Genomic DNA, 19,675 nt, shown 5'->3' with positions numbered 1-19,675 from the left:
TTTGTATAAAAACAGCACGATGCGGTTGTTTTTTGTACCGGATTTGCGTCAGGTTGCGCAATCGCATTTCATTCGCGGAGGTGGTTTGTTATCTTCATCACGCTCCGGATTAATTAAAAGATGAGAAACCATGAAAGGACGTTGGGCAACATATCTACTCACAGGCGCAATGGTGGCACTGCTTGCAGCCTGTACGTCAAAACCGACCGATCGCGGTCAACAGTATAAAGATGGCAAATTTAATCAGCCCTTCTCTCTGGTAAACCAGCCCGACGCGATTGGCGCGCCAATCAACGCTGGTGATTTCTCTGAGCAAGTGAGCCAGATCCGCAGTGCATCACCACGTCTTTACTCCGGCCAGAGCGCGGTTTACAGCGCGGTCCAGGATTGGCTGCGCGCCGGCGGGGACACCCGTAATATGCGCCAGTTCGGCATTGATGCCTGGCAGATGGAAGGGGCAGATAACTACGGTAACGTCCAGTTCACCGGCTATTACACACCGGTGGTGCAGGCTCGCCACACGCGGCAGGGGGAATTTCAGTACCCTATTTACCGTATGCCGCCTAAACGCGGGCGTTTGCCGTCACGCGCTGAAATTTATGCCGGTGGTCTGAGTGACAGTTATGTTCTTGCCTACAGCAATTCTCTGATGGATAACTTCATCATGGATGTCCAGGGCAGTGGTTATATCGATTTCGGCGATGGCAGCCCGTTGAACTTCTTTAGCTACGCCGGGAAGAATGGTCATGCGTACCGCAGTATCGGTAAGGTGCTTATCGATCGCGGTGAAGTGAAGAAAGAAGACATGTCGATGCAGGCTATTCGCCACTGGGGAGAAACCCATAGCGAAGCCCAGGTCCGCGAGCTGCTGGAGCAAAACCCCTCCTTCGTCTTCTTTAAACCTCAGTCTTATGCACCGGTGAAAGGAGCGAGTGCAGTGCCGCTGATTGGTCGCGCCTCGGTGGCGTCCGATCGCAGCATTATTCCGGCGGGTACCACCCTGCTTGCCGAAGTCCCGCTGCTGGATGTGAACGGCAAATTTACCGGTCAGTATGAACTACGTCTGATGGTCGCCCTTGATGTAGGCGGGGCAATCAAAGGGCAACACTTTGATATTTATCAGGGCATTGGTCCGGATGCCGGTCATCGTGCGGGGTGGTACAACCATTATGGTCGTGTATGGGTGCTGAAAACCGCACCAGGCACCGGCAACGTGTTCAGCGGCTGAATGTGATACACTCCACACTCTCTCTCGCTCAGGCGGGAGAGTTTTTTCCTTCCAGTTTTTAAACGCATTCTGAGGTTTTATGTCTGTTGTCATCAGCGACGCCTGGCGCCAGCGTTTCGGCGGTACGGCACGTTTGTACGGCGAAAATGCCCTGCATCTCTTTGCCAGCGCGCATGTGTGTGTAGTGGGTATCGGCGGTGTGGGTTCATGGGCGGCAGAGGCACTTGCCCGCACCGGCATCGGAGCGATTACGCTGATTGATATGGATGATGTCTGCGTCACCAATACCAACCGACAGATCCACGCCCTGCGGGACAACGTAGGACTGGCGAAAGCGGAAGTGATGGCGCAGCGCATTCAGCAGATCAACCCGGAATGCCGTGTCACGGTCGTGGACGATTTCCTCACCGGGGAAAATGTCGCCACCCTTCTGAACCAGGGCTTTAGCTACGTTATTGATGCCATCGACAGTGTAAGACCCAAAGCGGCGCTGATTGCATACTGCCGGCGCTATAAAATTCCGCTGGTGACGACGGGCGGGGCCGGTGGACAGATCGATCCGACACAAATCCAGGTCACCGATCTGGCGAAGACCATTCAGGATCCGCTGGCGGCAAAACTGCGCGAACGTCTGAAAAGCGATTTTGGCGTGGTGAAAAACAGTAAAGGTAAGCTCGGCGTTGACTGCGTCTTCTCGACCGAAGCCCTGGTTTATCCGCAGGCAGACGGGTCAGTGTGTGCCATGAAGAGTACAGCGGAAGGGCCGAAAAGAATGGACTGCGCCTCTGGCTTTGGCGCGGCAACGATGGTGACTGCCACCTTTGGTTTTGTGGCAGTCTCCCATGCGCTGAAAAAGATGATGGCAAAGGCAGCGCGTCAGGGCTGAACCTGGCGGGCCGCCTTCTGGACGGCGGCGCTGAGTGCGGCCAGCCCCTGGTTGCGTGATGCGCTAAGTTCGGCACGTAGACCCAGTTCATCGAAGAGGGCGAGCGGGTCTTCGGCAAGCAGCGCCTCCGGGCGCTTCCCTTCAATGGCGGCCAACAGAACCGCCAGCATCCCGCGAACGATACGTCCTTCGCTGTCGCCAAAGAAATGCAGTGTGCCATCGTCTGAAAGCGTATGGCCGAGCCAGACCCGATTTTCACATCCGGCAATCTCCTGCGCCTGCGCTTTCAGTTCATCGCTGAGTGATGGCAACTGCTTACCCAGCAGAATTAACTGGCGATATTTATCTTCCCACTGCTTAAGCGGCGAAAATGTCTGGCGAAGCGCCGCTTCGCTGACAGCATGGCCGAACGGATGTCCGGCATAAACAGCATTGCTCATTAGTCCACCAACAGGTTCAGGGCGCGGTCAACGGCGTCAACCAACGCCTCCACATCGTGCCGTGTATTATACGGTGCGAAAGAGGCGCGAAGCGTGCCTTTTACGCCAAGTGCCGAAAGCAAAGGCTGAGCGCAGTGCTGCCCGGCGCGTAGCGCGATGCCATAGCCAGCCAGCAGCGTGACCATATCGCTGTGGTGAACGCCTGCGAAATCAAAGGCCAGCAGGCTGGAGTCCTGAACGCGGAACGAGCGAAATCCGGGCCGTCTGGCGAGCGCCTCTTCAGCAAGGGTCGCCAGCCCGCGGCTGTAACTTTCCGCCTGCGCAATGTCGATGCCATTCAGCCACTCCAGCGCCGCACTCAGACCAATGACGCCCGCCACGTTAGGCGTGCCAGCTTCCAGTTTGTACGGAACGGGCTGGGTGTCGAAGCCGTCAAAGCTCACTTCGGTTATCATCTTGCCACCCCCCAGCCACGGGGACATCTCCTTTAACAACGCGTGCTTACCATACAGCACACCGATGCCGGTTGGGCCATAGAGTTTATGACCGGAGAAGGCGTAAAAATCGATATCCAGACGCTGAACGTCGGCCGGGAAATGCACCACACCTTGTGCGCCATCGACCACGACAACCATTCCCGCTTCATGAGCAAGTGCAGTGGCGCGCTGAAGATCCGGGCAGCCGCCGGTGACGTTTGACATCTGCCCAAGCGCAAGAATACGGCTGCGTGGGGTGATGAGCGTGGTCAGCATATCCAGATCCGGCAATCTGTCTTCACCCAACGGCAGTTTGATAATTCGCGCCCCGGTTTGTTCAGCCACCATTAGCCAGGGCACCAGATTCGCATGATGCTCAGCTTCGCTGACGATAATTTCATCGCCGGGCTTAAGGCGCGGCCTGGCCCAGCTTTGGGCGACCATGTTAATGGCTTCGGTGGTACCACGCGTCCAGACGATACTCTTCCCGGATGCGGCATTAATAAGTCGCGCCACCTGATCGCGGGCCGCCTCGTAACGGGCCGTGAGTTTTTGCGCTTCGGCGTACTGGCTACGGTGCACATTACCGGCACTCAGGCTGTAAAACTGCTGTGTCGCCTCGATAACGGCCTGAGGTTTTAATGCCGTCGCGGCACTGTCGAGGTAGATACCGGCATCCGCAAGCGCGGGAAACTGGGCGCGAAACTGCGCCGGGCTGAAAGCATTCATAGCGTTCCTCTTTTCATTAGGCCGATCGTCGCGCAATTTCAGCCTGGGGGCAAGGAGGTTGATAACCATAAGAATTATCTGTTTGTCCGTGCAGTGTTCAGTAAGCAGGTTATGCTAAATAGTGTTGGGCAACTTTCTTTGCCTGTTATGAAATGAGCTTTAGATAGCATTAATTGCTAAAAGGAGAAGAAGATGAAAAAGGCTGCTGCAATTATCTCTGCCTGTATGCTCACTTTTACACTGAGCGCCTGTTCGGGTCCGAACTATGCGATGCACACCAATGATGGTCGTACCATTATCTCTGAAGGTAAACCAAAAACTGATGACCAGACCGGCATGATTTCTTATAAAGATGCCAATGGTAACAAGCAGCAAATCAACCGTACTGATATTAAAGAGATGGTTGCGCTCGAAAAGGACTAACGTCTTTTTTCAGGCAAAAAAAAGCACCGCAAATTTGCGGTGCTACATTAATCACTATGGACAGACAGGGTAAATGTACAGGAAGTGAAAAGGGGTAGCGTGGCTACCGTGGTCTGAATCGCAGACCAATTGCAAACACAACAACACAACATCACAACCGCAAGCCAAAAGCCCTTCAGAACACGCATTCCAAAAAAAGCTTCTCGTTCCGGCTCAGGAAGTGCCGCCACTATAGGTATTTGCTGGTAGAAGCTCAACGGACAATTTATAATGGATCAGATAAAAAAAACTAATAGGTTAAACGTTGTTTCCTGTTTGTTAAAACGCCATTACATCTAAGCCTGATAACCATGTCCAAGCGATTGCCACCTCTTAATGCATTACGTGTTTTTGATGCTGCTGCCCGCCATTTAAGTTTCACGCGCGCTGCCGATGAACTCTTTGTTACGCAGGCCGCAGTCAGCCACCAAATCAAGTCTCTTGAGGATTTCCTGGGGTTAAAACTGTTCCGTCGCCGCAACCGTTCGCTGTTGTTAACGGAGGAGGGGCAGAGCTATTTTCAGGACATTAAAGAGATTTTTTCTCAGCTTACTGAGGCAACGCGTAAACTTCAGGCGCGTAGCGCAAAAGGGGCATTAACGGTTTCATTACTGCCCAGTTTTGCCATTCAGTGGATGGTGCCACGGCTTTCCAGCTTTAACTCAGCTTATCCGGGAATCGATGTTCGAATACAGGCTGTAGATCGTCAGGAAGATAAACTTGCCGACGATGTGGATGTCGCTATTTTTTATGGTCGCGGTAACTGGCCTGGCTTGCGTGTTGAAAAATTATACGCAGAATATCTGTTGCCGGTCTGCTCGCCGCTGTTATTAACCGGTGAGAAGCCGCTGAAAACCCCTGCGGATCTGGCTAATCATACTCTGTTGCATGATGCTTCTCGTCGCGACTGGCAAACTTACACACGTCAGTTAGGGCTTAATCTTAATGTTCAGCAGGGCCCCATCTTCAGCCATAGTTCAATGGTGCTGCAGGCGGCTATCCACGGACAGGGAATTGCGCTTGCCAATAATGTGATGGCGCAGTCGGAAATTGAGGCGGGTCGTCTGGTCTGCCCCTTTAATGATGTTTTGGTCAGTAAGAATGCTTTTTATCTGGTTTGTCATGACAGTCAGGCAGAACTGGGTAAAATAGCCGCCTTTCGACAGTGGATACTGGCAAAAGCGGCAAACGAACAGGAAAAATTCCGTTTCCGTTACGAACAATAATGGCAGCGCGCGATGCGCTCTTTCATAAGGTAGACACATGACCAGCCGTTTCATGCTGATTTTTGCCGCAGTGAGTGGCTTTGTTTATGTCGCGCTCGGGGCGTTCGGCGCGCACGTTTTAAGTAAGTCGATAGGTGTTGTTGAAATGGGCTGGATCCAGACCGGCCTTGATTACCAGGCATTCCACACGCTCGCCATCTTTGGGCTAGCGGTGGCAATGCAACGTCGTATCAGTATCTGGTTTTACTGGAGTAGTGTTTTTCTCGCGCTGGGCACGGTGTTGTTTAGCGGCAGCCTCTACTGCCTTGCGCTCTCGCATTTACGCCTTTGGGCGTTTGTTACCCCCGTTGGCGGTGTCTGTTTCCTCGCCGGTTGGGTATTGATGTTTATTGGTGCTATTCGTCTGAAACGTAAGGGCGTTGTTCATGAATAAAGTGGTTTTGTTGTGTCGCCCTGGTTTTGAGAAAGAGTGCGCCGCAGAAATTACCGATAAAGCCGGGCGTCGCGAAGTCTTTGGCTTCGCACGTGTTAAAGAACATTCAGGGTATGTCATCTTTGAATGTTATCAACCTGATGATGCGGACAAACTGGCGCGTGAACTGCCGTTCAGTTCGCTGATTTTTGCTCGTCAGATGTTTGTGGTCGGGGAGTTGTTACAGCATCTGCCCCCTGAGGATCGCATCACGCCGGTTGTGGGTATGCTGCAGGGCGTAGTGGAGAAAGCTGGCGATCTGCGCGTTGAAGTTGCCGATACCAACGAAAGCAAAGAGCTGATGAAGTTCTGCCGCAAGTTCACCGTGCCGCTGCGCAGCGCGTTACGGGAAGCCGGTGTGCTGGCACGCAGCGATTCAGCAAAACGCCCGGTAGTGCACGTTTTCTTTATCGCACCAGGCTGTTGCTATACCGGGTATTCCTACTCGTATAACAACTCGCCGTTCTATATGGGTATCCCACGCCTCAAATTCCCGTCCGATGCGCCAAGTCGTTCGACTCTGAAGCTGGAAGAGGCATTTCATGTGTTTATTCCTGCCGATGAGTGGGATGAGCGCCTGGCAAACGGTATGCATGCGGTTGATCTGGGGGCCTGCCCTGGCGGCTGGACCTACCAACTGGTGAAGCGCAATATGTGGGTCGTCTCTGTTGATAACGGTCCGATGGCGCAAAGCCTGATGGATACCGGGCAGGTAACCTGGCTGCCGGAAGATGGTTTCCGCTATCGTCCTACCCGTAACAACATCACCTGGATGGTGTGTGATATGGTCGAAAAACCGGCGAAAGTCGCTGCGTTGATGGCGCAATGGCTGGTTAACGGCTGGTGCCGCGAGACCATTTTCAACCTCAAGCTGCCAATGAAAAAGCGCTATGAAGAGGTGCAGCAAAACCTGGCTTATATCCAGGAGCAGTTGAACGAAAAAGGGATTAACGTTGAGATTCAGGCGCGTCAGTTGTACCACGATCGTGAAGAAGTAACGGTACATGTGCGTCGCTGGTGGGCGGCCGTCGGCGGGCGTCGCGACGAGCGCTAGCCTCAGAGGCATATCGGGCTGGTTTCGCACCGGCCCGGTAATCTGATGCCTACCGTTTCACTAAACGCAACTGCTGCAAATTGCCATCTATCTGTATATCCGTTTGCAGACGGGCAATGTCCCGACACATAAACGCCATCGCTTTATGCATTTCCAGCTTGTTTCGCCACTTTTCCTGTACCGCATCCAGATGGGCATAAACGCCCTCCAGCGTTTGATACTGCTTCAGTAGCTGCGTGGCGCTTTTAGGGCCAATCCCCGCCACACCCGGCACCTTAGAACTGCTGATACCCGCCAGCCCCCAGTAATCAGCGAGCTGCTGCGGCAGTACGCCAAACTCATTCTCAATAAAAAGGGCGTCCAGCCAGCGTTTCTGAAAATAGTCGCGGATGCGAATGCCAGGAGCGAGCAACTGGCAGTAGCCCTTGTCGGTGGAGACAATCGTTGCCTGATGGCCTGCTTTCGCCACTTTAACGGCCAGGGTTGCCGCCAGATCGTCGGCTTCGTTTCCAGGCGATACCCAGCTCTGAACCCCGCGTTCGGCAAAGGCGGTGCGCAGGGCGGGCATTTCATCATGAAGGGTGTCAGGCATGGGGGGACGGCCCGCTTTGTAATCGGGCAGGATTTGGTGACGCCAGCCGGTCTTGCGCGCCTCATCATCAAACACCGCCACCGCATGGGTGGGTTCACTATGATGTATGAGCAAATCAAGCGCATGCTGGCAGGTCGTAACACAGGGGGAACCCTGAACCGCATGAATGCGGCGGATAAGGTTAAGCGCGTCGACAATAAGCAGATGAATGGCCACAGTTCCCTCCTGGTGTGAAACGCGCTAAGGGTAACATTGACCGGGGCGGGAGACTATCGGTGACGCAGGGATTGGGAAGACGCCCCGCAAAAGGGGGCGTCCGGGCATTAATCGCAGGTGACGATTTTCATTGCCAGTCCACCGCGTGATGTCTCACGGTATTTGGCGTTCATGTCTTTGCCGGTTTCGTACATGGTTTCGATCACTTTATCGAGACAGACGCGCGGCTCGCTGGTGCGGCGTAGCGCCATACGGGCAGCGTTCACCGCCTTTACCGAGGCAATAGCGTTACGCTCGATGCAAGGGACCTGAACCTGTCCTGCCACCGGATCGCAGGTCAAACCGAGATTATGCTCCATACCAATTTCAGCGGCGATACAGACCTGGGCCGGGCTGCCACCTAAGAGCTCCGCCAGACCAGCCGCCGCCATCGAGCAGGCGACGCCTACCTCACCCTGGCAGCCGACTTCAGCACCGGAAATGGAGGCGTTCATCTTATAGAGTGAACCAATAGCGCTGGCAGTAAGCAGGTAGCGCGCAAGAGAGTTAGCATTCACTTCGCGGATAAACTTGTCATAGTAGGCCAGTACCGCAGGCACTATCCCGCAGGCACCGTTTGTCGGGGCGGTGACTACGCGCCCGCCTGCTGCGTTTTCTTCGTTGACTGCAAGGGCGAACATATTGATCCAGTCGACCACTGCCATTGGATCACTGGTGGTTTTATCGCTACTGACCAACAGGCGACGCAGGGCGGCGGCGCGACGAGGAACCCGCAATTTGCCCGGCAACACACCTTCGGTGGTAATGCCACGCTCAATGCCGCCTCGCATCACTTCCCACACCTGAGCAAAGTGCTGTTCGAGCGCCTCCTTGCTGTGCAGGGCCAGCTCGTTTTGCATCATCAGGCCGGAGAGCGACAGGCCGCTGTCACGACAGTGCTGTTGAAGGTCAGCGGCATTTTTATAGGGCCAGGGTACGGCAACTGGCGCGCTGTTTTCCTGACCAAAATGGTCTTCATCGACAATAAAGCCCCCGCCAATGGAGTAGTACGTCTGGCTGTAGAGCACGTTTTCGCCCGCCAGCGCCGTGATGCGCATGCCGTTTTCATGCAGCGAGAGGTTGTCGGCATGGAAATTCATGCACTGGTCGACGGGAAACTCAACCTCCTGACGGCCATTTGCCAGCATCAGTCGGCTGTGGGTATTAACATCCTGAATAAATGCGGGTATAGCGTCGATGTCGACACTGTCCGGTAGATTGCCTGCAAGGCCCATAATAATAGCAATATCAGTATGGTGACCTTTGCCGGTCAAGGATAACGAGCCATAAACATCTACCACTACGCGCGTATCGTTGCGCAGCATGTCGCGTGCGATCAGGTCGTCCGTGAACTGCTTACCGGCTTTCATGGGGCCGACGGTGTGGGAGCTCGACGGGCCAATACCGATTTTGAAAATATCGAATACGCTGATCATGAGGCAGTATCCATGAAAAAAGAGGGAAGTGCGCCGCCCCTAAAGACGGCGCAAAAAGGCTTAGCTGAACAGAGAGAAGAAAATCGCGGAGATGGCAATCAGGCCCATCACAACAACAAAGACGTTGCTGATGTGACCACTGTACTTACGCATAGCCGGGACTTTATTGATGGCGTACATCGGCATCAGGAACAGAATAACCGCAATGACCGGGCCGCCCAGGTTTTCAATCATCCCGAGGATGCTCGGGTTCAGGGTGGCAACAGCCCAGGTGGTCACCAGCATAAAGAGCGCGGTGATTTTGTTTAGTTTATTGATTTCAATGGACTTGCCTTTACCGCGCAGGGATTTGATAACCATGCCATTAAAACCTTCACGCGCCCCCAGGTAGTGGCCGAGGAAGGATTTAGTGATGGCGATAATCGCGATAATCGGTGCCATCCAGGCAATAACAGGCGCGTTAAAATGGTTCGCCAGGTACGAGAGAATAGAGATGTTCTGCGCTTTTGCCGAGGCCAGATCTGCAGGGGAGAGACTCAGTACGCAACTGAAAACAAAGAACATCACCGTCAGCACCATCATGATGTGGGCGAAGCTCAGGATACGGGAACATTTGCGCTCCGCTTCATCACCATACTCTTCGCGTTTTGCCACGGCGAAAGAGGAGATAATCGGCGAGTGGTTAAAGGAGAAAACCATGACCGGGATCGCCAGCCACAAGGTCATCCACAAACCGTTACCGGTTACGCTCGTGCTGCTAAAAGAGAGGGTATCCAGAGCGGTGGTGCTCCACTGCGGGATCAGGTAAACCGCAAGCAGCATCAGGGCCGCGACAAACGGGAATACCAGGATGCTCATCGCTTTGACAATCATCTGCTCACCGAAACGCACGATAGTCATCATACCCACGATCAGGATTAGGGAGAGGATAGCGCGTGGCGGTGGCGTCATTCCCAACTGATGGCTCATAAAGCTTTCAACAGTGTTGGTAATGGCGACGCTGTAGACTAACAGAATCGGGTAGATAGCAAAGAAGTAGAGCAGGGTAATCAGCTTACCTGCGCCAGTACCAAAGTGTTCTTCAACCACTTCGGTAATATCTTCACCTGGGTTTTTGCCAGACAGCACGAAGCGCGTCAGGCCACGGTGGGCAAAAAAGGTCATCGGGAAAGCAATGATCGCCATAATAATCAGTGGGATCATCCCACCCACACCGGCATTGATCGGTAAAAAGAGCACGCCTGCGCCGATAGCGGTGCCATAAAGGCCCAGCATCCACATGGTATCCGTTTTACGCCATGCGCTGCGCGTGCTACCCGAAACAAGGGTGCCGGTTTGTGTTGTTTCCATTTACATATCTCCAGAGCTGTAATGTGCCGCTATTTGGTCAAAACGAAGGCCAAAAAACACGGCGGTAATATTAAATTCGGTCATCTACGGTTTTTTTATAATTTCTTCCCGTAACTATTGGCGGGCGGAAAGATACATAGATGTTATGAATAGAACAGTGATCTCGATCTCAAATGCAATAATTCACTTTTTATAGGGATATCGGCAGGGAAAACGTCTGTACGGTTTTTAATGCCCAAAATATATGGGCGCGAAGGCTATCATTGGCGAGATTTGCGATCAAATGGAGAGGGTTAAAACACGATAAACTGGCTATTAAAAAGGGGGATTTCAGCGTTTTATCTGACCTCAACCCCATTTAATGAATGAAAATTTGTTGATGAAAAGGTACGCAATCGTTTGCTCCGCCTGCTAAAAAGCAGGGCAACATAAGTTGCCCTTATGATTTTTGCTTACGGTCAGGTGATAATTTCGTAGCAAGGTATGTAGGCAGAACCTGGCAATTTCATACGATGCTGCGCCACAAATCCCTGCAGCAGGTCATCCATGCGGCGCATCATGTCTCGGTCGCCATGAATTTTAAACGGACCAAATGCTTCGATGGCCTGGATACCCCCTTCTTTTACGTTACCCGTGACGATACCGGAGAAGGCGCGACGCAGATCTGCGGCCAGCACTTCCACGGGTTGATCCGGGTAAAGCTTAAGATTGGCCATATTTTCATGCGTCGGTTCAAACGGCACCTGCAGATCGGATGCGATGCGAATCGACCAGTTGAAGCTGTAGGCATCGCCGGTTTCGCGACGGTTCTCTTTTACCAGCGGCATCGCTTTTTTCATCAGACGCGCGACTTCTGCCGGATCGTTAATCACGACCTGATAGTGCTTACGTGCCCCTTCGCCCAGGGTGTTAACGATAAACTCATCCAGTACGCGGAAATAATCGGCGCTCTCTTTCGGGCCGGTCAGAATCAGCGGTAATACCTGATCTTTGTTCGCCGGGTTCATCAGGATCCCCAGAAGATAGAGCAGCTCTTCTGCGGTGCCGACGCCGCCCGGGAAGATGATAATACCGTGGGCGATGCGCACGAACGCTTCCAGACGCTTTTCAATATCCGGCATGATAATGAGCTCGTTCACCAGCGGGTTTGGTGGTTCCGCTGCGATAATAGAAGGCTCCGTCATTCCGATAAAACGCCCGTCTCTGTAACGCTGCTGGGCATGTCCCACCGCGGCACCTTTCATTGGCGCTTCCATCGCACCAGGCCCGCAGCCGGTACAGATATTCAGCTCACGCAGACCCAGTTGCGTACCGACACGGCGGGCGTAGAGATATTCTGTTTCATTGATAGAGTGGCCGCCCCAGCACACCACCATATTGGGCGCTTCTCCCACGTGCAGGGCACGGGCATTGCGCAAAATAGAGAAGACAAGATTGGTAATGTGAATGGAGCTTTCCAGGTTCAGATGCTGGAAACGCCCTGCGTTATGAATTTGCCCGTTAACGAACAAAATATCGCGCAGCACGGCGAAAAGGTTTGCCTGTAGCGAGCGAATAATCCGCCCGTCAACAAAGGCATCTTCGGGCGGGTTGATAAGTTCCAGTTTTACGCCGCGTTCACGACGTAACACATTAATGTCGAAACTTTCGTAACGTGACAACAGCTCTTTACTGTTATCGGTCAGGCTACCGGAGTTGAGGACGGCGAGTGAGCAGTTACGAAACAGTTGATACAGGTCGCTACTGGCCGTGCGCTTAAGCATATCGACTTCCAGTTGCGACAACATGTCCATTGAGCCAAGCGGGCTAATATGTGTAATCAAGTGAACTCCTTACGGGATGAAAATTTTATCTTCCCTGATGATTACAATAGCCTCCGCTTATGACGTTTAACAACCTGCCAGATGGAATCTCTCTCGCAGAGTGTAAAAAAGCGTGCCCTTACTGACGAACCAGGCGTCCCAAAGATGGTTCAAAGCGGGTATTGGTGCGCCACGGATTGATGTCCAGCCCGCCGCGTCGGGTATAGCGCGCGTAAACACTCAGGCTCTCCGGCTGGCAGAAACGCTGAATGTCGGTAAAGATGCGCTCCACGCACTGTTCGTGAAACTCGTTGTGATGGCGGAAAGAAACCAGATAGCGCAGCAGCTTGTCCTGGTCAATCTTTGGTCCACGGTACTGGATCTGCACGGAACCCCAGTCTGGCTGATGCGTAATCAGGCAGTTCGATTTGAGTAAGTGACTCACCAGCGTCTCTTCAACGACATGACCACTGGCAGCCCCAGTCAGCAGATCGGCGTCGAAGGTGTAGCTGTCGATGGTGATATCCTGATCGTCGATGCAGTGGCCGTGAAAAGGGGTAATCGGCTGGCCTTCGATTGCATCGAGACGATAAAGCGCCACCGTGACAGGACCCTCGGCACAGGCGCTCAGATCCCGCGTGAGGGTTTGCTGGACCGCTTCCCAGGAGGCGAATCGCGTCTGATTAAAACTGTTGAGGTAAAGCTTAAAGCTTTTGGATTCCACCAGATTCACGCTGCTGTAGTCCAGAGAAACATGGCCGATGGCAACCTGGGGCAACCCGTTGGCATTGAGCCAGGAGAGTTCATACAGCGTCCAGATATCCGCGCCGTGGAAGGGCAGGTTTTCCGGGTAGAGGCCTAAAGGTTCACGGTTAAGGCTGCGGGGCACCCCTTGCAACAGGCTGGCATCGTACTGGTCGCGGTAGTCGGTGCTTTTGCCAAGCGTCAGGCCAGCCAGCGCCTGATGGTTATCATAGGAAGACATGTTTCATCGCCATTTTTACAGTTACACTAGGGGCAAAGTGTATCCTGTCTTAAAGAAAGAGAGAAACCCGTGGAAAGAGAGACTGCCCTGGCCCTGGAAGCTTTTACCGCACGTTATTGCGACGCCTGGCAAACGACCTATCAAACCTGGCCACAAAGTGAGGCGCTTTATGGGGTCCCCTCTCCCTGTATCCTTTCCTCTACCGACACGATGGTCACCTGGCAGCCGCGGCCCTTTTTGCCTTCACAAAATGTAAACGCGATTGAACGTGCCCTGGATATTGTGGTACAACCAGCGATTCATGCTTTCTATACCACACAGTTTGCCGGGGATATGTGTGCACGGTTTCAGTCTGAAACGTTCACGCTGTTGCAAACCTGGAGCCCTGAAGATTTCCAGCGCGTACAGGAAAACCTTATTGGCCATCTTGTCACGCAAAAACGACTCAAACTTTCTCCTACCCTGTTTATCGCCACTCTGGAGAGCGATACCGAGGTGATTTCACTCTGTAACCTTAGCGGAGAGGTAGTGAAAGAGACGTTGGGTCGCCCACAGCGAGTAGTCCTTGCCCCAGACCTTGCGGACTTCCTTAACCGTATTGAGCCAGTTCTGTAATCCCATTTGCTACTTTTCTTGTGAGAGATCTCTTACACGTCTTGTGAGAGATCAGCCTGTTGCCTCCCCGGACATGACAGAACCTTTCTCTTCTAACGCTGAAAAATCAACTAATTAAAAATAATACCCTTAGTTTATTTATAGTTAGTCAGGTAAATATTTGCCTTAAGAACACTTGTAAGACGAAGCGGAATAAGGGATTCTATCCCCCGTCGACAAGGAGTCGCACACTGAAATGAACATCAGGATGATGTTATTTCGAATCAGGATTACACCGTGGACGGTGCTTCAGGGACAGGCTTCAGGACGAAGCAAAAGGAAAGTGCAGGAGTGCATTGAGGGACACCTCCAGGAAGGAGAATGAGAGCCGGGCAGGATGTTCGGCGGATCATGAAGATCAGGGACACGCTTTATGGATGAGGCTATTTCGCATCGGGGTGATGCGAGCAGGATGCACAGGTTTATGGATAAACGGGTTTAAGGATGAACAGGTCAGGAGACCACAGGAAAAGTTGTCAAGGATGAGCAGGGAGCACCAAAAGTAGCTGGACTGCTGCGAAACGAACCGGGAGCACTGTTTTTACAGTGCTCCCTTTTTTTATTTCCCGTGACAAATGCTATTCTGCGCGCTATTTTCCTTTCCTTCTGAGGTTCCCATGACGATATCTGAGCGCGTGCGCCACCAGTTGCACCTCATTGAGACACTTTTGCGTGAGCAGGGCCAGTGGCAATCTGTTGCGCCTGAGGCGAGTGTGTTTGAAAGTACTCAGCCTTTCTGCATGGACACGCTGGAGCCATTCGAGTGGCTTCAGTGGGTGCTTATCCCGCGTATGCACGCGCTGCTGGATGGTAATCATCCACTGCCTGCGTCATTCGCCGTTGCCCCTTATTATGAAATCGCTCTTGATTCCACGCATCCTGCCAGAGACCCGCTTCTTGCACAGCTCGAAGCGCTGGATGCATTGTTCGCAGGCGACGAAGAATAATGCTGGAGATAATCTACCAGGACGAGTGGCTGGTCGCAGTCAATAAACCATCAGGTTGGCTGGTGCACCGAAGCTGGCTGGATCGAGATGAAAAGGTCGTGGTCATGCAGACCGTACGCGACCAGATTGGCCAGCATGTATTCACTGCGCATCGTCTCGACAGACCCACCTCCGGGGTGCTGTTAATGGGGCTATCCAGCGAAGCGGGGCGGCTGCTCGCACAGCAGTTTGAACAACATCAGATCCAAAAACAGTATCACGCCATCGTGCGTGGCTGGTTAATGGATGAGGCGATCCTTGATTATCCACTGGTGGAAGAGCTGGATAAAATCGCTGATAAATTTTCCCGGGTTGATAAAGGCCCGCAGCCTGCGGTTACCCATTACCGAGGGCTGGCGACCACCGAGATGCCGGTAGCCACCAGTAAGTTTCCCACCACCCGCTATGGCCTGGTTGAGCTAAACCCGAAAACCGGGCGTAAGCATCAGTTGCGTCGCCATCTTGCCCATCTTCGTCACCCTATCATTGGCGACAGCAAACACGGCGACCTGCGCCAGAACCGTAGTGCATCTGCCCATTTTGGTCTCGATCGACTGATGCTTCACGCAAGCCAGCTTTCGCTCACGCATCCCTTTACCGGCGAGCCTTTGATGATTCGCGCCGGGCTTGATGACGTATGGATGCAGGCCCTGTCCCACTTCGGCTGGCGGGGCCTTCTCCCCGACAATGAAAGGGTTGAGTTTGCCGCCTGCAGCGGTCAGGATGACAGGCATGGTGTTTAACCCAAGGAGTGAATGATATGGCTGAAGTTGGAATATTTGTCGGTACGATGTACGGCAACGCGCTGCTGGTGGCTGAGGAAGCACAAAGCATCCTTACTGAGCAGGGGCACAACGCCACGGTCTTTGAAGACCCGGAGGCGGCAGACTGGAAAAACTATCAGGATAAATACGCGCTCATCGTAACCTCTACGACCGGGCAGGGTGACTTTCCTGAAAACATCGCGCCGCTTTTTCACTTCATACGCGACAGCCTGGGTTACCAACCAGAACTGCAATACGGCGTGATTGCCCTGGGCGATAGCACATACTCGAATTTCTGCGGTGGCGGTAAAAAGTTTGATGCGCTGTTGCAGGAGCAAAATGCCCAACGCGTTGGAGAGATGTTGCTGATTGATGCCAGCGAAGATCCTGAGCCTGAAACCCGCTCCAATCCGTGGGTTGAGCACTGGGCGACCCTGTTGAAGTAAGGTTATGGCCCTCCCCCTGCCCGGAGGGCTAACCGTTCTTTTCAGGCAATTAGCAAAGAAATAGCGACGAAAGTCATTATCTGCTAACTGAATCGAGTAAGCCTCAGGCATATGCCAGTAAAACCTCCTGTTTTCCCTGCCAAAAAAGTGCACTTACACGGCGTCAAGCGACAGGTTTCACATTAATTGAAACTGCATGACTTTTGGCCAAATGTTAGCGCCCCAACTTTTCATTTCCGTGAGTTAGTCCCCATCCCGTTGTGCTTATGCATTAAACCAGGCTGACAGGATCGGGGAATGTTGTGTTGTTGCACGGTGAGAGTTTACCTACCCCTTTTTATACTTTTCTCGCCAGTCAATAAAACGCAGTACGCAGGGAATAGCGACCCGGCAATAAAAGCTGCGAAAAACACAAATACATCATCCTGACTTCCCCTACCGGTTGCGCTGTTCAGGACGAATGTACATGAACATTTATGCTTCGGGAGTACAACCATGAGTTCATTAAGCCAAGCAGCGAGCAGCGCCGAAAAGCGCACTAACGCCCGCTACTGGATAGTGGTGATGCTGTTCATCGTCACATCCTTCAACTACGGTGACCGCGCAACGCTGTCGATCGCCGGTTCACAAATGGCCAAAGACATTGGCCTTGACCCGATCGGTATGGGTTATGTTTTCTCAGCATTTTCCTGGGCCTATGTCATTGGCCAGATTCCGGGCGGCTGGTTGCTTGACCGCTTCGGTTCCAAACGTGTTTATTTCTGGTCCATCTTCATCTGGTCCCTTTTCACGTTACTGCAAGGTTTCGTCGATATTTTCAGCGGCTTTGGCATCATCGTTGCGCTCTTCACCCTGCGCTTCCTGGTGGGTCTTGCTGAGGCGCCTTCCTTCCCGGGTAACAGTCGCATTGTCGCGGCCTGGTTCCCGGCACAGGAGAGGGGAACGGCAGTCGCGATTTTTAACTCCGCACAATATTTCGCTACGGTCATTTTCGCACCGATCATGGGATGGTTGACCCATGAAGTGGGCTGGTCACATGTGTTCTTCTTTATGGGTGGTCTGGGTATCGTTATCAGCTTCATCTGGCTGAAAGTGATTTATGAACCGAACCAGCACCCGAAAGTGAACAAGAAGGAGCTGGAATATATCGCTGAAGGCGGTGCGCTGATCAACATGGATCAGGCCAACACGAAAGTGAAAGTACCGTTCAGCGTGAAGTGGGGACAAATTAAGCAGTTGCTGGGTTCCCGCATGATGATGGGTATCTATCTTGGACAGTACTGCATTAACGCCCTGACTTACTTCTTTATCACCTGGTTCCCGGTTTATCTGGTGCAGGCTCGTGGTATGTCGATTCTGAAAGCGGGCTTTATCGCATCTGTTCCGGCCATCTGCGGTTTTGCGGGCGGCGTACTGGGGGGAATTATCTCCGACTGGTTAATGCGTCGTACCGGCTCTCTGAACATTGCGCGTAAAACACCTATCGTGCTGGGCATGCTGCTCTCCATGGTGATGGTGTTCTGTAACTACACTGACGTGGAATGGATGATTATCGGCTTCATGTCGATGGCCTTCTTCGGTAAAGGGATCGGTGCGCTGGGCTGGGCGGTGATGGCCGACACCGCACCAAAAGAGATCAGTGGCCTGAGCGGTGGTCTGTTCAACATGTTCGGTAATATCTCCGGCATCGTGACCCCGATTGCTATCGGCTACATCGTGGGGACGACCGGTTCCTTTAACGGCGCGCTGATCTACGTCGGTATTCACGCTCTGGTTGCCGTACTGTCTTATCTGGTACTGGTGGGCAATATCAAACGTATCGAACTGAAACCCGTAACAGGACAATAACTATGAGTACGCAAGCAAGCCCCGTCGTTACAGATATGAAGGTCATTCCGGTTGCCGGCCATGACAGCATGTTGATGAACATTGGCGGTGCGCATAACGCTTATTTCACGCGTAACATCGTCGTGCTCACGGACAACGCCGGTAACACCGGCGTTGGCGAGGCTCCCGGCGGTGAAGTGATTTACCAGACCCTGGTGGACGCCATTCCAATGGTGCTGGGCCAGGAAGTAGCCCGACTGAACAAAGTGGTTCAGCGCGTGCACAAAGGTAATCAGGCGCACGATTTTGATAACTTCGGCAAGGGCGCCTGGACCTTCGAGCTGCGCGTCAACGCAGTGGCGGCGCTTGAAGCCGCCCTGCTGGACCTGCTCGGCAAAGCGCTGAACGTTCCGGTGTGTGAACTGCTCGGTCCGGGCAAACAGCGTGATGCGGTAACCGTGCTGGGTTATCTGTTCTACATCGGCGACCGTACCAAAACCGACCTGCCGTATCTCGACAAAACCGACGGCAACCATGAGTGGTATCACCTGCGCCATCAGGAAGCGATGAACAGCGATGCGGTGGTGCGTCTGGCGGAGGCCTCTCAGGACCGCTACGGTTTCAAAGACTTCAAACTCAAAGGCGGGGTTCTGCCGGGTGAGAAAGAGATCGAAACCGCACGTGAACTGAAAAAGCGCTTCCCGGATGCACGTATTACCGTCGACCCGAACGGGGCCTGGCTGCTCGATGAAGCCATTGAACTCTGTAAAGGGCTGCAGGACGTGCTGACCTACGCGGAAGATCCGTGCGGCGCAGAGCAGGGCTTCTCCGGCCGTGAAGTGATGGCGGAATTCCGTCGTGCTACCGGTCTGCCAGTTGCCACCAATATGATTGCCACCAACTGGCGTGAAATGGGACATGCGGTGATGCTTAACGCGGTCGACATTCCGCTGGCAGACCCGCACTTCTGGACGCTGTCCGGCGCGGTGCGCGTGGCGCAGCTGTGTGACGACTGGGGCCTGACCTGGGGCTGCCATTCAAATAATCACTTTGATATCTCGCTGGCGATGTTCACCCATGTGGGCGCGGCGGCACCGGGCAATCCAACCGCGATTGATACCCACTGGATCTGGCAGGAAGGCGATGCCCGCCTGACAAAACAGCCGCTGGAAATCAAAGGTGGGCAGATTGCCGTGCCGGATGCACCAGGTCTGGGTGTAGAGATTGACTGGGCGCAGATTGAAAAAGCCCATGAGGCCTACAAACGTCTGCCAGGCGGTGCGCGTAACGATGCGGGCCCCATGCAGTACCTGATCCCAGGCTGGACATTCGACAGAAAACGCCCGGTCTTTGGTCGTCAGTAACAGGCAATAAGGATCCACGATGAGTATGCAAAGTTCGACTCCTGTTGTTACCTCAGTCCAGGTCATCCCGGTTGCCGGTCATGACAGTATGCTGATGAACCTGAGCGGCGCCCACGCGCCGTTCTTCACCCGTAACATCGTTATCATCACTGATAATTCCGGCAACACCGGTGTCGGTGAAGTCCCCGGCGGCGAAAAAATCCGCCAGACCATTGAAGACGCTGCTCCGCTGATTGTCGGT

General features: G+C 53.3%; 19 protein-coding genes and 1 pseudogene. 13 read left to right on the top strand and 7 right to left on the bottom strand.

Annotated features, from left to right (window positions below):
- Positions 1-130 precede the first annotated feature (130 nt).
- The gene (gene mltA / locus KXR87_RS18495; RefSeq protein WP_437433675.1) at positions 131-1,228 is read left to right on the top strand and encodes a murein transglycosylase A; all 1,098 of its coding nucleotides are present in this window, start codon (positions 131-133) and stop codon (positions 1,226-1,228) included.
- A gap of 79 nt (positions 1,229-1,307) precedes the next feature.
- The gene (tcdA, locus tag KXR87_RS18490; protein ID WP_437433674.1) at positions 1,308-2,114 is read left to right on the top strand and encodes a tRNA cyclic N6-threonylcarbamoyladenosine(37) synthase TcdA; all 807 of its coding nucleotides are present in this window, start codon (positions 1,308-1,310) and stop codon (positions 2,112-2,114) included.
- Here the strand turns inward: tcdA and csdE are convergent.
- Together csdE and csdA are read right to left on the bottom strand one after the other, a co-directional pair.
- A complete protein-coding gene (gene csdE, locus KXR87_RS18485; protein ID WP_437433673.1) occupies positions 2,105-2,554 on the bottom strand; it encodes a cysteine desulfurase sulfur acceptor subunit CsdE in 450 nt (149 codons plus the stop codon). The genes tcdA and csdE overlap by 10 nt on opposite strands.
- Positions 2,554-3,759 (bottom strand): cysteine desulfurase CsdA, encoded by a 1,206-nt coding sequence (csdA, locus tag KXR87_RS18480; protein WP_437433672.1) that lies wholly within the window; start codon positions 3,757-3,759, stop codon positions 2,554-2,556. The genes csdE and csdA overlap by 1 nt, the downstream gene beginning before the upstream one ends.
- A 192-nt stretch (positions 3,760-3,951) precedes the next feature.
- On the opposite strand from csdA, the gene KXR87_RS18475 reads away from it, so the two are divergent.
- The 4 genes from KXR87_RS18475 (at position 3,952) to rlmM (ending at position 6,973) form a co-directional block, all read left to right on the top strand.
- Positions 3,952-4,182, top strand: coding sequence for a YgdI/YgdR family lipoprotein (locus KXR87_RS18475; RefSeq protein ID WP_437433671.1), 231 nt, complete (start codon positions 3,952-3,954; stop codon positions 4,180-4,182).
- Positions 4,183-4,532: 350 nt separating this feature from the next.
- Positions 4,533-5,447, top strand: coding sequence for a glycine cleavage system transcriptional regulator GcvA (gcvA, locus tag KXR87_RS18470; RefSeq protein WP_437433670.1), 915 nt, complete (start codon positions 4,533-4,535; stop codon positions 5,445-5,447).
- A 37-nt stretch (positions 5,448-5,484) separates the two neighbouring features.
- Positions 5,485-5,880, top strand: coding sequence for a DUF423 domain-containing protein (locus tag KXR87_RS18465; RefSeq protein ID WP_437433669.1), 396 nt, complete (start codon positions 5,485-5,487; stop codon positions 5,878-5,880).
- The gene (rlmM, locus tag KXR87_RS18460) at positions 5,873-6,973 is read left to right on the top strand and encodes a 23S rRNA (cytidine(2498)-2'-O)-methyltransferase RlmM (protein WP_437433668.1); all 1,101 of its coding nucleotides are present in this window, start codon (positions 5,873-5,875) and stop codon (positions 6,971-6,973) included. Before KXR87_RS18465 ends, rlmM begins: the two co-directional genes overlap by 8 nt.
- A gap of 49 nt (positions 6,974-7,022) precedes the next feature.
- On the opposite strand, the gene xni is transcribed toward rlmM, so the two are convergent.
- The 5 genes from xni to queF form a co-directional block, all read right to left on the bottom strand.
- A complete protein-coding gene (xni, locus tag KXR87_RS18455) occupies positions 7,023-7,781 on the bottom strand; it encodes a flap endonuclease Xni (RefSeq protein WP_437433667.1) in 759 nt (252 codons plus the stop codon).
- A gap of 107 nt (positions 7,782-7,888) precedes the next feature.
- Positions 7,889-9,256, bottom strand: coding sequence for an L-serine ammonia-lyase (locus KXR87_RS18450; RefSeq protein WP_437433666.1), 1,368 nt, complete (start codon positions 9,254-9,256; stop codon positions 7,889-7,891).
- Positions 9,257-9,316: 60 nt separating this feature from the next.
- The gene (locus tag KXR87_RS18445) at positions 9,317-10,606 is read right to left on the bottom strand and encodes an HAAAP family serine/threonine permease (RefSeq protein WP_437433665.1); all 1,290 of its coding nucleotides are present in this window, start codon (positions 10,604-10,606) and stop codon (positions 9,317-9,319) included.
- Positions 10,607-11,064: 458 nt separating this feature from the next.
- The gene (ppnN, locus tag KXR87_RS18440; protein WP_437433664.1) at positions 11,065-12,429 is read right to left on the bottom strand and encodes a nucleotide 5'-monophosphate nucleosidase PpnN; all 1,365 of its coding nucleotides are present in this window, start codon (positions 12,427-12,429) and stop codon (positions 11,065-11,067) included.
- Positions 12,430-12,547: 118 nt separating this feature from the next.
- Positions 12,548-13,393 carry an NADPH-dependent 7-cyano-7-deazaguanine reductase QueF gene (gene queF, locus KXR87_RS18435; protein ID WP_437433663.1) on the bottom strand — a complete coding sequence of 282 codons (846 nt, stop codon included), beginning with the start codon at positions 13,391-13,393 and terminating at the stop codon, positions 12,548-12,550.
- A gap of 69 nt (positions 13,394-13,462) precedes the next feature.
- On the opposite strand from queF, the gene syd reads away from it, so the two are divergent.
- From syd to gudD, 7 genes and pseudogenes are all read left to right on the top strand, one after another.
- Positions 13,463-14,008, top strand: a complete 546-nt coding sequence (gene syd / locus KXR87_RS18430; RefSeq protein WP_437433662.1) for a SecY-interacting protein — start codon at positions 13,463-13,465, stop codon at positions 14,006-14,008.
- Positions 14,009-14,664: 656 nt separating this feature from the next.
- Positions 14,665-14,994: a YqcC family protein gene (locus KXR87_RS18425; RefSeq protein ID WP_437433661.1), complete on the top strand. Its 330-nt coding sequence runs from the start codon at positions 14,665-14,667 to the stop codon at positions 14,992-14,994.
- Positions 14,994-15,776 (top strand): tRNA pseudouridine(65) synthase TruC, encoded by a 783-nt coding sequence (gene truC, locus KXR87_RS18420; RefSeq protein WP_437433660.1) that lies wholly within the window; start codon positions 14,994-14,996, stop codon positions 15,774-15,776. Before KXR87_RS18425 ends, truC begins: the two co-directional genes overlap by 1 nt.
- 17 nt (positions 15,777-15,793) lie before the next feature.
- Positions 15,794-16,243: a flavodoxin gene (locus KXR87_RS18415; protein WP_437433659.1), complete on the top strand. Its 450-nt coding sequence runs from the start codon at positions 15,794-15,796 to the stop codon at positions 16,241-16,243.
- Positions 16,244-16,738: 495 nt separating this feature from the next.
- Positions 16,739-18,091 carry a galactarate/glucarate/glycerate transporter GudP gene (gene gudP, locus KXR87_RS18410; protein ID WP_437433658.1) on the top strand — a complete coding sequence of 451 codons (1,353 nt, stop codon included), beginning with the start codon at positions 16,739-16,741 and terminating at the stop codon, positions 18,089-18,091.
- Positions 18,092-18,093: 2 nt separating this feature from the next.
- The gene (locus KXR87_RS18405; RefSeq protein WP_437433657.1) at positions 18,094-19,434 is read left to right on the top strand and encodes an enolase C-terminal domain-like protein; all 1,341 of its coding nucleotides are present in this window, start codon (positions 18,094-18,096) and stop codon (positions 19,432-19,434) included.
- 19 nt (positions 19,435-19,453) lie between these two features.
- A pseudogene (gene gudD, locus KXR87_RS18400) lies at positions 19,454-19,675 on the top strand (glucarate dehydratase); the annotation flags it as partial.

The organism is Yokenella regensburgei (genome assembly GCF_051486985.1).
Classification (GTDB): Bacteria; Pseudomonadota; Gammaproteobacteria; order Enterobacterales; family Enterobacteriaceae; genus CBFFRJ01.
This window is presented reverse-complemented; position numbering and strand designations above follow the sequence as displayed.

Excerpts from the sequence above, each read along its gene's own strand:
- KXR87_RS18405 (WP_437433657.1), top strand. The coding sequence starts at position 18,094 with ATGAGTACGCAAGCAAGCCCCGTCGTTACAGATATGAAGGTCATTCCG.
- gcvA (WP_437433670.1), top strand. The coding sequence starts at position 4,533 with ATGTCCAAGCGATTGCCACCTCTTAATGCATTACGTGTTTTTGATGCT.
- KXR87_RS18415 (WP_437433659.1), top strand. The coding sequence starts at position 15,794 with ATGGCTGAAGTTGGAATATTTGTCGGTACGATGTACGGCAACGCGCTG.
- csdA (WP_437433672.1), bottom strand. The coding sequence starts at position 3,759 with ATGAATGCTTTCAGCCCGGCGCAGTTTCGCGCCCAGTTTCCCGCGCTT.
- KXR87_RS18445 (WP_437433665.1), bottom strand. The coding sequence starts at position 10,606 with ATGGAAACAACACAAACCGGCACCCTTGTTTCGGGTAGCACGCGCAGC.
- truC (WP_437433660.1), top strand. The coding sequence starts at position 14,994 with ATGCTGGAGATAATCTACCAGGACGAGTGGCTGGTCGCAGTCAATAAA.
- KXR87_RS18450 (WP_437433666.1), bottom strand. The coding sequence starts at position 9,256 with ATGATCAGCGTATTCGATATTTTCAAAATCGGTATTGGCCCGTCGAGC.
- KXR87_RS18465 (WP_437433669.1), top strand. The coding sequence starts at position 5,485 with ATGACCAGCCGTTTCATGCTGATTTTTGCCGCAGTGAGTGGCTTTGTT.
- KXR87_RS18475 (WP_437433671.1), top strand. The coding sequence starts at position 3,952 with ATGAAAAAGGCTGCTGCAATTATCTCTGCCTGTATGCTCACTTTTACA.
- mltA (WP_437433675.1), top strand. The coding sequence starts at position 131 with ATGAAAGGACGTTGGGCAACATATCTACTCACAGGCGCAATGGTGGCA.
- rlmM (WP_437433668.1), top strand. The coding sequence starts at position 5,873 with ATGAATAAAGTGGTTTTGTTGTGTCGCCCTGGTTTTGAGAAAGAGTGC.
- gudP (WP_437433658.1), top strand. The coding sequence starts at position 16,739 with ATGAGTTCATTAAGCCAAGCAGCGAGCAGCGCCGAAAAGCGCACTAAC.
- queF (WP_437433663.1), bottom strand. The coding sequence starts at position 13,393 with ATGTCTTCCTATGATAACCATCAGGCGCTGGCTGGCCTGACGCTTGGC.
- csdE (WP_437433673.1), bottom strand. The coding sequence starts at position 2,554 with ATGAGCAATGCTGTTTATGCCGGACATCCGTTCGGCCATGCTGTCAGC.
- KXR87_RS18425 (WP_437433661.1), top strand. The coding sequence starts at position 14,665 with ATGACGATATCTGAGCGCGTGCGCCACCAGTTGCACCTCATTGAGACA.
- tcdA (WP_437433674.1), top strand. The coding sequence starts at position 1,308 with ATGTCTGTTGTCATCAGCGACGCCTGGCGCCAGCGTTTCGGCGGTACG.